This window comes from Mycobacterium sp. GA-1199, from assembly GCF_001500045.1.
Classification (GTDB): domain Bacteria; phylum Actinomycetota; class Actinomycetes; order Mycobacteriales; family Mycobacteriaceae; genus Mycobacterium.
In genome coordinates this window covers 63,215-75,657 of the sequence record NZ_LQIX01000019.1, presented here as the reverse complement: position 1 = coordinate 75,657, position 12,443 = coordinate 63,215, and the positions used below count along the sequence as shown (strand labels likewise).

The window sequence follows — 12,443 nt, the reverse complement described above, 5'->3', positions numbered from 1 at the left end:
CGAACCCGGAAGCTAAGCCTGCCAGCGCCAATGATACTGCCCAACCCGGGCGGAAAAGTAGGACACCGCCGAACACACATTAGGATTACCCCCCACAATTGCGTGGGGGGTAATTCTATTTCGCGGCAATTCATTTCGTATTATCGCGAGGCTCCTCCATCGGGTAGAAAGGCATACGTGGCTGAGGAAAGAAGGGGCGACGGCACCGGGGGCCGCCCGCAGCGGTCAGCTCCGCGCAGCTCCGGCCCGAACCGAGCCCGCAGGGCGCAGCCCAAGCCCGACGGGGAGGCTCGTCACCCGTCAGGCCCGCCGATACCAGAGGACATCGAGCCCCGCCAACTGGCGCCCGACGTGCGCGGCGAGCTCACAACGCTCGACCGCTCGACCGCCGACTTCGTCGCCCGCCATCTGGTGGCCGCCGGCCAACTCATCGACGAGGACCCACAGACGGCGCTCGAACACGCCCGCGCCGCGCGCAACCGCGCCGCCCGCATCCCCGCGGTACGCGAAGCGGTCGGCATCGCCGCGTACCACTGCGGCGACTGGGCGCAGGCACTCGCCGAACTGCGCGCCGCCCGGCGGATGGGCAGCAGATCATCGCTGCTGGCGTTGATCGCCGACTGCGAACGCGGTGTCGGACGTCCGGAACGCGCGATCGAACTGGCCCGCAGCCCGGAAGCCGCCCAGCTCACCGGCGACGATGCCGACGAGCTCAAAATCGTTGTGGCCGGCGCCCGCTCCGATCTCGGGCAGCACGAGCAGGCATTGGCGCTTCTGTCGACGCCGCAACTGGATCCGACCCGCAAGGGACAGACCGCGGCGCGCCTGTTCTACGTGTACGCCGAAACGCTTCTGGCCCTTGGCCGCAACGAGGACGCGTTGCAGTGGTTCATCAACGCCGCCGCCGCCGACCTCGAGGGCGTGACCGACGCCGAAGAGCGCATCACGGAGCTCTCCTGAGGTGAACACCCTCGCCCACGAGCACGACTGCCTTTTACTCGATCTCGACGGCACCGTTTTTCGCGGACACGAAGCCACCGTCGGAGCGGTCGACACGCTGGCCACGATCAGTGCGCGCACCCTCTACGTCACCAACAACGCCTCGCGTGAGCCCGCCGACGTCGCGGCGCATCTTCACGCTTTGGGCTTTCGCGCCGCCCCGGAGGACGTCGTCACCAGCGCGCAGAGCGCCGCTCGGCTGCTGGCCGCCCAACTGCCTTCTAGGGCAGTCGTTCTCGTCGTCGGAACCGATGCGCTGGCCAACGAGGTCGTTCGCGTTGGGCTCAAACCCGTCCGACAGTGGTCGGATGGGCCGATCGCCGTCGTGCAGGGACACTCACCGCAGACCGGTTGGCCCGATCTGGCCGAAGCGGCGCTGGCCATCCGGGCCGGCGCACTGTGGGTGGCGGCCAATGTCGACCGGACCCTTCCCTCGGAACGAGGACTGTTGCCCGGCAACGGATCCATGGTGGCGGCGCTGCGCGCGGCGACCGACCGCGAACCCCAGGTGGCGGGCAAGCCGCAGCCGACTCTACTCACCGATGCCTTGGCTCGGGGCAGCTTCCAGACCCCGCTGGTGGTCGGCGATCGCCTCGACACCGACATCGCCGGGGCCAACGCCGCCGGACTGCCCAGCCTGCTCGTGTTCACCGGCGTCAGCACTGCCGTCGACCTCGTCCGGGCACAGACCTCGGAGCGGCCGACATATCTGGCCGCCGATCTGCGGTCGCTCAGCGAGCCTGCGCACACGCTGCGCATCGGGGCCCATCCGGCCTGGCGCATCGACGCTGCTGCATCGACGGTGACGGTTCACTCCACGGGGCACGATCCCGGTGAGACTTTGTCGGTGGTGCGCGCCCTCGCCGACGCGGTGTGGAACGCCGGCCTCGACGGCCGCTCGGTCACGATCACCGCCGGAGACGACACCGCCCGACAGGCGCTGCAACGCTGGTCCCTGCTTCCCGAGTCGAATCAGCTAGCGTGAACCTCGATATGAGTACCGATCCCGAACAGATCCGCGCCCGGATCGCGGAGTTGCTGGCCGACCTGCCCGACCCCGCGCAGGAGGGCTCGGGTTTCGCGGACCTGGCCGATGCCGACGTGGAACTGCTCGCGGCACGGCTGGAAGAGGCGCACGACGTGCTCGTGCAGGCGCTCGAGTCGGTCGAGAAGGGCTGAGCGCCGTGGCACGGCGCGCGCGAGTGGACGCCGAGTTGGTGCGACGGGGGTTGGCCCGGTCCCGCCAACAGGCCGCCGAGCTCATCGGCGCGGGACGGGTGAGCATCGATGGTATGCCGGCCGCCAAACCCGCCACCGCCGTCTCGGTCACGGCCCACCTCACCATCGACGGTGCCGACGAGCGCACCTGGGTGTCGCGGGGCGCGCACAAGCTGATGGGCGCGCTGGACGCCTTCGATCTCCCGGTGGACGGTAAACGATGCCTGGATGCCGGCGCATCGACGGGCGGCTTCACCGAAGTGCTCCTCGACCGCGGCGCCCGCCAGGTGATAGCCGCCGACGTCGGCTATGGACAGTTGGCCTGGTCGCTGCGGAACGATCCGCGGGTGAGCGTGCTGGAACGCACCAATGTGCGCGAGCTGACCGCCGACGCGATCGGTGGACCCGTCGACCTGATCGTCGCCGACCTGTCGTTCATCTCACTGTCCACAGTTCTGCCCGCGCTGACGTCGTGCGCGTCACCGGGCGCCGATATCGTTCCCATGGTGAAACCGCAATTCGAGGTCGGCAAGGACCGAGTCGGTGCCGGCGGCGTGGTCACGGATCCGGCGTTGCGCGCCGAGGCGGTCCTCTCGGTGGCCCGCCGCGCGGCCGAACTGTACTGGCATCCGGTTGCCGTGACGGCCAGTCCGCTTCCCGGGCCCTCCGGCAACGTCGAGTACTTCCTGCACTTGCGCACCGACGGGGGACTGGAAGGGCACGACCTCGAGGGCGCCGTTCGCACCGCCGTCGCGGAGGGTCCGCAGTGAACACCGACCGCGCGATTCTGATGGTGGTGCACACCGGCCGCGGCGAAGTCGCCGAGGTCGCCCGACGCGTACAGAAGGTTCTCGGCGACAACGGGATTGGACTCAAGGTCCTGTCGGCCGAAGCGGTCGACCGCGGGCCCGTTCCGCTCTCGCCCGACGACATGCGCGCGCTCGGCGCCGAGATCGAAGTGGTTGACGCCGACGAGCGCGCCGCCGAGGGTTGCGAACTCGTGCTCGTCCTCGGCGGCGACGGAACCTTCCTGCGCGCTGCCGAACTCGCTCGCAACGTCGAAATCCCGGTTCTCGGGGTGAATCTCGGCCGCATCGGCTTTCTGGCCGAGGCGGAGGCCGACTCCATCGACACAGTGCTCGACCGGATCGTCAAGCGCGACTACCGCGTCGAGGAGCGGATGACACTCGACGTCGTGGTGCGGGTCGACGGCAGGATCGTCGACCGGGGTTGGGCGCTCAACGAAGCCAGCCTTGAAAAGGGGCCCCGGCTCGGAGTCCTCGGAGCCGTCCTGGAAGTCGACGGCCGACCGGTGTCGTCGTTCGGCTGCGACGGCGTGCTGGTGGCGACTCCAACCGGGTCGACGGCGTGGGCCTTCTCCGCCGGCGGGCCGATCGTGTGGCCCGAACTCGAGGCAATCCTGGTGGTACCGAACAACGCTCACGCTTTGTTTGCCCGACCGATGGTCACCAGCCCGGAGGCGGCCATCGCGATCGAGGTCGAGGCGGGAGGCCACGACGCGCTGGTGTTCTGCGATGGACGCCGCGAGATGGTGGTGCCCGCCGGGGGACGCCTGGAGGTGACCCGGTGCGGAACTCCGGTGAAGTGGGTGCGCCTGGACAGCGCACCGTTCACCGACCGCCTGGTGCGCAAGTTCCGGTTGCCGGTCACGGGGTGGCGCGGACAGTAGTGCTATCCGAGATCCGTATCGAGTCACTGGGTGCGATCAGTGCTGCGACCGCTGAATTCGATCGCGGTTTCACCGTGCTGACCGGCGAGACCGGTACCGGCAAGACGATGGTGGTCACCGGTCTGCACCTGCTCGGTGGCGCACGCGCCGACGCCACCCGGGTGCGCTCCGGGGACAATCGGGCGGTTGTCGAAGGGCGTTTCACGACAACCGAACTCGGTGACGGCGTGGCCTCGCTGGTGGAAGATATCCTCGACAGCTCGGGCGCCGAACGCGACGACGACGGCAGCGTGATCGCTGCCCGCTCGGTCAGCCGCGACGGCCCGTCTCGCGCCTATCTCGGCGGCCGCAGCGTGCCGGCCAAATCGCTGAGCCGCTTCACCACCGAACTGCTCACGCTGCACGGGCAGAACGACCAGCTGCGGCTGATGCGTCCCGATGAACAACGTGCCGCGCTCGACCGGTTCGCAGACGTCGAGACGCAGCTGAAGAAGTACCGCCGCGTGCGCGAGGAGTGGCTGTCGGCCAGGCGCGATCTGTTGGACCGCACACAGCGGGCGCGGGAACTGGCACTCGAAGCCGACCGGCTGAAGTTCGGGCTCAATGAAATCGACGCTTCGGCACCGCAACCGGGCGAGGATGCCGCGCTCGTCGACGACATCCGGCGGCTCTCCGAACTCGACGCCTTACGCGAAGCCGCCCAGATCGCTCGGGCCGCGCTCGCAGGGCCCGACGACCCCACGCCCGACGTGGTGTCCGCGACCCACGGTGTAGCACAGGCCAAATCGGCACTGGAGGCCACCGGCGACACCACGTTGACCGCGCTGGCCGAGCAGCTCAGCGAAGCCATCGCGGTGATCACCAATGTCAGCGGGGAACTTGGCAGCTATCTGTCCGGGTTGCCGACCGACACCAGTGCCCTGGAAATCAAGCTGGCTCGGCAGGCCGAACTGCGTTCCCTCACCCGCAAGTACGCCGCCGACATCGATGGTGTGCTCGAGTGGGCCCGGGAGTCCCGGGAGCGGCTCGAGCAACTCGACGTGTCCGAGGAAGCGCTCGCCGGTCTGCAGAGCCGGGTCGACGAACTCGAGGCGAAGACCGTCGCGGCGGCTGCCGACCTGACCAAGGCCAGAACCAAGGCGGCCAAAGGTCTCGCCAAGGCGGTGACCGCCGAACTGTCGGGTCTGGCCATGGCGGGTGCCGTGTTCACGGTGTCGGTGGGCCCGCTGCTCGCGCGCGCGGACGACTCCGCGCCGGTCGTGTTGCCGTCGGGTGAGACGGTGCATGCCGGTCGCGACGGCGTCGACAACGTCGAATTCGGCTTCGCCGCCAGCGGTACCGATGTGCTGCCGCTGCACAAGAGCGCATCGGGCGGTGAACTCTCTCGGGTCATGCTGGCACTCGAGGTCGTCCTGTCCGCGTCGGCCGAGGGAACCACGATGGTGTTCGACGAGGTCGACGCCGGAGTCGGAGGCCGGGCCGCGGTGCAGATCGGCCGTCGCCTGGGGCGGCTGGCCCGCACACATCAGGTCATCGTCGTCACCCACCTGCCGCAGGTCGCCGCTTACGCCGACGTCCACCTGGTCGTCGGGGGAAATGGGAAGAAAGCCAGCGGCGTTCGCCGCCTCGACGACGAGGAGCGGGTGGCCGAGCTGGCGCGCATGCTGGCGGGGCTCGGTGAATCCGACAGCGGCCGGGCCCACGCCCGCGAGCTGCTCGAGGCGGCGCAGAAAGAGCGTGCCGAAGGCGATTAGGCGCCCAGCACCGTGTCGATCAGCGTTGTGAGAAATTCGGAGTCGGGCGGCTCGGTCGTCGCGAGGCGCCGGTAGAACAGCGCGCCCGACAGCGCCACCGATGCGGCCTCGGGATCGATGCGCGCCGGGAACTGTCCATCACCGACACCGGAGGCGATCGTGGCGGTGAGCCGTTGCCGTCGTTGTGCCGAATACGCGTAGAAGAACCGGCGGATGTCCGGTTCGGTCTCCGCAGCGTGTACGAGCGCGGGGATGCACGCGGACACCGCGGAATCGCTCAGGGCGCGCGCGAGGTGCTTCAGAAGGATTTCGACCTGCTCGCGTGCCGTTCCCGTGGGCGCTTCGCGGTCGGGGTCCGGTTGGACATTGAGGGTCTCGAGTGCATCGGCGATCAGCGCGGCCTTGTCCGGCCAGTGCCGATACAGCGTGCTGCGGCCCACGCGCGCGCGGGCGGCGACGGAGTCCATCCGGAACCCCGGGTAGCCGGCGTCGGCGAATTCGTCGAGGGCTGCGCGCAGGATCGCTCGACGGGAGTGCTGGGCGCGCGGATCATGCTGACTTCTCTGGGACACTTCTGTATCATAACTGTCAGGAGGTGCGATTATGAAGGGCGTCAGTGTTCGCTACATCGTGGACGACGTCGATGCCGCCGTCCAGTTCTACACCAGCCACCTGCGCTTCGACGTGGCCATGCGGCCCGGACCCGGGTTCGCCATGCTCCGTCGCGACGAGTTGCGGCTGCTGCTGAACTCGCCCGGCGGTGGAGGCGGGGCGGGGGAGTCGCTCAGCGACGGAAGCCGGCCAGCCCCCGGCGGCTGGAATCGAATCCAGTTGGAGGTCAACGACCTTGACGAGACCGTCACCCGACTCGCCGACGCCGGCGTGCCCCTGCGCGGAGACGTCATCACCGGGCGCGGCGGGCGTCAGGCCTTGGTCTCGGATCCGTCCGGCAACCTCGTCGAGTTGTTCGAGCCATACCGCTAAGGTGTTACCTGTGTGACAAAAGGGACAGATGATACGGCGCGCCTCCGACAGATGGCGCGCTAGTCTCGACAGAATCGGCGCATGAAGATGTCAGCGCTGCTATCTCGTAATGCCAGCTCACGTCCGGGCATCACCGGCACCGCCAGAGTCGACCGCGACATCGATCGACTGCTGCGGCGTGTCACGCCCGGCGACATCGTCGTCATCGACGCCCTCGACCTCGACCGCATCACCGCCGATGCGCTCGTCGAGGCCGGCGTCACCGGCGTGGTCAACGCCTCACCCTCCATTTCTGGGAGGTATCCCAACCTCGGGCCCGAGGTTCTGGTCGCCAACGGAATCACCCTGATCGACAACACCGGCGACGACGTCTTCAAGAAGGTCAAAGACGGCGCGCGCGTGCGACTGCACGAGGGCGGCGTCTACACCGGTGATCGTCGGCTCGTGCTGGGTGTCGAGCGCACCGACCACGAGATCCACGAGCTGATGCACGAGGCCAAGAGCGGGTTGGTGGCCCATCTCGAAGCCTTTGCGGGCAACACCATCGAGTTCATCCGCAGCGAGAGCCCGCTGCTGATCGACGGCATCGGCATCCCCGACATCGACGTCGACCTCAACCGGCGCCACGTCGTCATCGTCGCCGAAGACGTCGACGCCGCCATCGATCTCAAGGCACTCAAACCCTTCATCAAGGAATACCAACCGGTGCTGGTGGGTGTCGGCACCGGCGCCGATGTACTACGTAAGGCGGGCTACCGGCCGCAGCTCATCGTCGGCGACCCCGACAAGATGAGCGCCGAGGTGCTGCGGTCCGGGGCGCAGGTGGTGTTGCCGGCCGACGCCGACGGACACGCCGCGGGTCTCGAACGAATCCAGGACCTCGGGGTAGGGGCGATGACGTTCCCGGCCGCGGGATCGGCGGCCGATCTGGCGTTGCTGCTGTGTGACCACCACGGCGCGTCGCTGATCGTCACCGCCGGCCACACCGCCAGCATCGAGGAGTTCTTCGACCGGGCCCGCCAGCAGAGCAACCCATCGACGTTTCTGACCCGGCTCAAGGTCGGGGAGAAACTCGTCGACGCCAAAGCCGTAGCCACGTTGTACCGCAGCCGCGTGTCGGGCGGCGCGATCGCGCTGCTGGTGCTCGCGGTGCTGGTCGCGGTGATCGTCGCCCTGTGGGTGGCCCGCGTCGACGCCGCGCTGCTGGACTGGATCGCCGACTACTGGAACCGCTTCGCGCTGTGGGTCCAGGGCTGGGTCACCTAGGAGCGCACGATGATATCGCTACGTACACATGCGATTTCGCTTGCGGCGGTGTTCCTTGCCCTTGCCATCGGCGTTGCGCTCGGGTCAGGGATGCTGTCCAACACCGTGCTGTCGGGACTGCGCGACGACAAGAATGAATTGCAGGAGCGGATCAACACCCTGACCGACGAGCGCAATGCGCTCAATGAAAAACTCAGCGCGGCAGGGGAATTCGATGCGCAGATGTCACCGCGCATTCTGCGGGAGACGCTTGTCGACAAGTCGGTGGTGCTGTTTCGCACTCCCGATGCTGCCGACGACGACGTCGACGCGGTAACACGGCTCGTCGGTCAGGCTGGGGGAACGGTCAGCGGAACGGTCGGGCTGACACCCCAGTTCGTCGAGGCCAACGCCGCCGAGAAGCTGCTGTCGGTGGTCAACTCGCCGATCGTGCCCGCGGGCAAACAGCTCAGTACCACGTCGGTGGACCAAGGCTCCCAAGCCGGCGACCTGCTGGGCATTGCGCTGTTGATCAATCGCGACCCCAAGGTGCAGACCGTCGATGACGCCCAACGTGAGACGGTGCTCGCCACGCTGCGCGACACCGGGTTCATCACCTACACCGACCGGGTGGGTGCGGCGAACACTGCGGTGATCGTGACCGGCGGACCGCTGGGCGACGACGCCGGTAACCGAGGCGCCACCGTCGCCCGATTCGCCGGCGGGTTGGCCCCGCACGGTTCGGGCACCGTCTTGGTGGGACGCGACGGCTCGGCATCGGGGACCGCGGCGGTCGCCGTGACGCGCTCAGATCCCGCGCTGACGTCGGCGGTGAGCACGGTCGACGATGTGGGCACCGAATCGGGCCGCATCACCTCGGTGCTGGCGCTGGGCGATCTGGTGGACGGCGGCAGGCCCGGCCAGTACGGCATCGGTCAGGGTGCGACGTTGGTCACCGTGCCGCAGTAAGCTCCCCGCGAGCCGGGCGCCCCGACCGACGCTCCAGTCCTCGGCGCGTCACCGACGCGGTGTCGCCCTCGGCGCGTCACCGACGCTCCAGCCCTCGGCGCGTCACCGACGCGGTGTCGCCCTCGGTGTTAAGGTGGGGTTCCGTGGGTCGGCAGGCCCCAAACTAGGAATCAGCCTAGAGACGCAAGCCCTGCCCGTCGTCACGGAGGTCGTTCTTGCCAGCGTTACGCAAACACCCGCAAACGGCCACCAAGCACCTCTTCGTCACGGGTGGCGTCGTTTCTTCACTCGGCAAGGGGCTGACTGCTTCGAGCCTCGGGCAGCTGCTGACGGCGCGCGGCCTACGGGTGACGATGCAGAAGCTCGACCCCTACCTCAACGTCGACCCGGGCACCATGAACCCGTTCCAGCACGGTGAGGTGTTCGTCACCGAGGACGGTGCCGAGACCGACCTCGACGTGGGCCACTACGAGCGCTTCCTCGACCGCAACCTGTCGGGATCGGCGAACGTGACCACCGGACAGGTGTATTCGACCGTCATCGCCAAGGAACGCCGCGGCGAGTACCTCGGCGACACCGTGCAGGTGATCCCGCACATCACCGACGAGATCAAGGCGCGAATCCTCGAGATGGCCGCGCCGGACGTCGACGGCCGGCGTCCCGATGTGGTGATCACTGAGATCGGCGGCACGGTCGGCGATATCGAATCGCTGCCGTTCCTGGAGGCGGCGCGCCAGGTTCGCCACGAAGTGGGCCGGGAGAACTGCTTCTTCCTGCACTGCTCGCTGGTGCCCTACATGGCGCCGTCGGGCGAACTCAAGACCAAGCCGACTCAGCATTCGGTGGCCGCTCTGCGCAGCATCGGCATCACCCCGGACGCGCTGATCTTGCGCTGCGACCGGGATGTGCCCGAACCGTTGAAGAACAAGATCGCGTTGATGTGCGACGTCGACATCGACGGCGTCATCTCCACCCCGGACGCACCGTCGATCTACGACATCCCGAAGGTGTTGCACCGCGAGGAACTCGACGCGTACGTCGTGCGCAGACTGAACCTGCCGTTCCGCGACGTCGACTGGACGCAGTGGAACGATCTGCTTCAGCGGGTCCACGAACCGCATGAGACGGTGCGAATCGCGTTGGTGGGCAAGTACATCGACTTGTCGGATGCGTATCTGTCGGTGGCCGAGGCACTGAGAGCGGGTGGGTTCGCGCACCGGGCGAAGGTGGAGATGCGCTGGGTGGCCTCCGACGACTGCGAGGTCGACGGCGATGCCGCCGCGGCGCTGGCCGACGTGCATGCCGTGTTGATACCCGGCGGCTTCGGCATCCGCGGCATCGAGGGCAAGATCGGCGCGATCCAGTACGCCCGCAAGCGTGGTCTGCCCGTGTTGGGGCTGTGCCTGGGACTGCAGTGCATCGTGATCGAGGCGGCCCGTTCGGTCGGAATCACCGAGGCCAACTCCGCGGAGTTCGACCCGGCGACCCCGCATCCGGTGATCTCCACCATGGCCGATCAGCGCGACGCCGTTGCAGGGGACGCCGATCTCGGCGGCACCATGCGTCTGGGCGCGTATCCGGCTGTGCTGGAACCGGATTCGATCGTGGCGCGGGCCTACGACGCCACGGAGGTCTCGGAGCGGCACCGTCACCGCTATGAGGTGAACAACCAGTACCGTGACCGTATCGCCGAGAGCGGACTGCGGTTCTCGGGAACGTCGCCCGACGGTCACCTCGTCGAGTTCGTCGAGTATCCCCGTGAGACGCACCGCTTCATCGTCGGGACCCAGGCGCATCCCGAGCTCAAGAGCAGGCCGACCCGGCCGCATCCGCTGTTCGTCGCGTTCGTGGGAGCGGCCCTTGACTACAAGGCCGAGGAGCGCTTGCCCGGTATGGACATTCCCGAGCAGCGGTCCAACGGCGTCGAGCACGGTGCCGAGGTAGGGGCCCTGCTGCAAGAGCCCGCGACCCGTGGCTGACCACGACTTCGAGACGGTCTCCTCTGAAACCCTCTACGTCGGAAACATATTCGCGTTACGCGCCGACGAGGTACGCATGCCCGGCGGCCACACCGCCCGCCGTGAGGTCGTCGAGCACTACGGCGCCGTCGCGGTGCTGGCGATGGACGAGGACCGCAACATCGCGATGGTCTATCAGTACCGGCACCCGCTGGGCCGGCGCCTCTGGGAGTTGCCCGCCGGGCTGCTCGATCTCGGTGGCGAACCGCCGCACGTCACCGCCGCGCGCGAACTCGAGGAGGAGGCCGGGCTGTCGGCCACCGATTGGCGTGTGCTCGTGGACCTCGATTCGGCGCCGGGTTTCAGCGACGAGAGCGTTCGGGTCTATCTGGCCACCGGACTCACCGACGTCGGACGCCCCGACGCCCACGACGAGGAAGCCGACCTGACGCTGCGGTGGTATTCGCTCGACGAGGCGGTGCGCATGGTATTGGCCGGCGACATCGTGAATTCCATTGCCGTGAGCGGGGTTCTGGCCGCTCATGCCGTCACGGACCCTGGTGCGCTGAGGGACGTCGACGCACCGTGGACCGATCGGCCCACCGCCTTCGGCCGCCGTCAGGGGCACCCGTGACCACTTTCACGTCCGCGCTCGACGGTCAGGTCCAGGGCTATCTCGACCACCTGACCATCGAACGCGGGGCGGCCGCCAACACCCTGAGTTCCTATCGCCGCGATCTGCGTCGCTACACCGAATACCTGACCGCGCGCGACGTCGACGACCTGATCAAGGTGAGCGAATCCGACGTCAGTGAGTTCCTGGTCGCGTTGCGCCGGGGGGATGCCGAGGCCGGAATCGCCCCGCTGTCGGCGGTTTCGGCGGCGCGAGCACTGATCGCGGTGCGCGGCCTGCACCGGTTCGCCGCCGCCGAGGGCCTCACCGAGCTGGACGTGGCCGCGGAGGTCAAGCCGCCGACGCCGAGCAGGCGGCTGCCCAAGAGCCTGTCGATCGACGAGGTGTTGGCCCTGCTCGAGGCGGCCGGCGGCGACAGCGACGCCGACAGCCCCCTCACACTGCGCAACCGGGCGCTGCTGGAATTGCTGTACTCGACCGGGGCGCGGATCTCAGAGGCGGTGGGGCTCGACATCGACGACGTCGACACCCATGCGCGTTCGGTGCTGCTGCGCGGCAAGGGCGGCAAGCACCGGCTGGTCCCGATCGGCAGGCCGGCGGTGACCGCGCTCGACGTCTACTTCGTGCGCGGACGTCCGGATTTGGCGCGCCGCGGTCGCGGCACGCCGGCGATCTTCCTCAACGCCCGCGGCGGGCGGCTGTCGCGGCAGAGCGCATGGCAGGTGCTGCAGGACGCCGCCGAACGCGCCGGGGTCACCTCTGCGGTGTCGCCCCACGTGCTGCGGCACTCGTTCGCCACGCATCTGCTCGACGGCGGCGCCGACGTCCGTGTCGTGCAGGAGTTGCTCGGCCACGCCTCGGTGACGACCACGCAGATCTACACCATGGTCACCGTCAACGCTTTGCGCGAGGTCTGGGCCGGCGCCCATCCGCGGGCGCGGTAGCCGCCGGATGGCGCGTTAACGGGTGGATCGCATGCACCGGCTGCGGGC

Annotated in this window: 13 protein-coding genes; 12 read left to right on the top strand and 1 reads right to left on the bottom strand. The window is 68.3% G+C overall.

The genetic code is table 11. The features are described from left to right. The first annotated feature begins 177 nt into the window (after positions 1 to 177). Genes AU198_RS14360 through recN form a run of 6 tightly spaced genes read left to right on the top strand, consistent with a single transcriptional unit; the run spans position 178 to position 5,661 of the window. Complete coding sequence (locus AU198_RS14360; protein ID WP_156431609.1) at positions 178 to 960, top strand: tetratricopeptide repeat protein; 783 nt, start codon at positions 178 to 180, stop codon at positions 958 to 960. Between the two features lies 1 nt (position 961). Further along, the gene (locus tag AU198_RS14355; RefSeq protein ID WP_064348812.1) at positions 962 to 1,984 is read left to right on the top strand and encodes an HAD-IIA family hydrolase; all 1,023 of its coding nucleotides are present in this window, start codon (positions 962 to 964) and stop codon (positions 1,982 to 1,984) included. Positions 1,985 to 1,992: 8 nt separating this feature from the next. Further along, complete coding sequence (locus AU198_RS14350) at positions 1,993 to 2,178, top strand: hypothetical protein (protein ID WP_064348825.1); 186 nt, start codon at positions 1,993 to 1,995, stop codon at positions 2,176 to 2,178. A gap of 5 nt (positions 2,179 to 2,183) precedes the next feature. Then, positions 2,184 to 2,987: a TlyA family RNA methyltransferase gene (locus AU198_RS14345; RefSeq protein ID WP_064348811.1), complete on the top strand. Its 804-nt coding sequence runs from the start codon at positions 2,184 to 2,186 to the stop codon at positions 2,985 to 2,987. Between the two features lie 20 nt (positions 2,988 to 3,007). After that, positions 3,008 to 3,907 carry an NAD kinase gene (locus AU198_RS14340; protein WP_064348824.1) on the top strand — a complete coding sequence of 300 codons (900 nt, stop codon included), beginning with the start codon at positions 3,008 to 3,010 and terminating at the stop codon, positions 3,905 to 3,907. After that, on the top strand, positions 3,907 to 5,661 hold the full coding sequence (gene recN, locus AU198_RS14335; protein ID WP_064348810.1) for a DNA repair protein RecN: 1,755 nt from the start codon (positions 3,907 to 3,909) through the stop codon (positions 5,659 to 5,661). Before AU198_RS14340 ends, recN begins: the two co-directional genes overlap by 1 nt. Here the strand turns inward: recN and AU198_RS14330 are convergent. Further along, entirely contained in the window at positions 5,658 to 6,233 is a 576-nt protein-coding gene (locus tag AU198_RS14330; RefSeq protein WP_064348809.1) for a TetR/AcrR family transcriptional regulator, read from the bottom strand. The two genes, recN and AU198_RS14330, sit on opposite strands and share 4 nt — an antisense overlap. A 31-nt stretch (positions 6,234 to 6,264) precedes the next feature. On the opposite strand from AU198_RS14330, the gene AU198_RS14325 reads away from it, so the two are divergent. From AU198_RS14325 to xerD, 6 genes are all read left to right on the top strand, one after another. Further along, positions 6,265 to 6,645, top strand: coding sequence for a VOC family protein (locus tag AU198_RS14325; protein ID WP_064348808.1), 381 nt, complete (start codon positions 6,265 to 6,267; stop codon positions 6,643 to 6,645). Between the two features lie 81 nt (positions 6,646 to 6,726). Then, positions 6,727 to 7,911, top strand: a complete 1,185-nt coding sequence (gene steA, locus AU198_RS14320; protein WP_064348807.1) for a putative cytokinetic ring protein SteA — start codon at positions 6,727 to 6,729, stop codon at positions 7,909 to 7,911. Between the two features lie 9 nt (positions 7,912 to 7,920). Continuing rightward, complete coding sequence (locus tag AU198_RS14315; RefSeq protein ID WP_064348806.1) at positions 7,921 to 8,859, top strand: copper transporter; 939 nt, start codon at positions 7,921 to 7,923, stop codon at positions 8,857 to 8,859. A 215-nt stretch (positions 8,860 to 9,074) separates the two neighbouring features. Then, positions 9,075 to 10,838 (top strand): CTP synthase, encoded by a 1,764-nt coding sequence (gene pyrG / locus AU198_RS14310; RefSeq protein WP_064348805.1) that lies wholly within the window; start codon positions 9,075 to 9,077, stop codon positions 10,836 to 10,838. Continuing rightward, the gene (locus AU198_RS14305) at positions 10,831 to 11,451 is read left to right on the top strand and encodes an NUDIX domain-containing protein (protein ID WP_064348804.1); all 621 of its coding nucleotides are present in this window, start codon (positions 10,831 to 10,833) and stop codon (positions 11,449 to 11,451) included. The genes pyrG and AU198_RS14305 overlap by 8 nt, the downstream gene beginning before the upstream one ends. Further along, positions 11,448 to 12,395, top strand: a complete 948-nt coding sequence (gene xerD, locus AU198_RS14300) for a site-specific tyrosine recombinase XerD (protein ID WP_064348803.1) — start codon at positions 11,448 to 11,450, stop codon at positions 12,393 to 12,395. Before AU198_RS14305 ends, xerD begins: the two co-directional genes overlap by 4 nt. The last annotated feature ends 48 nt before the right edge of the window (positions 12,396 to 12,443 follow it).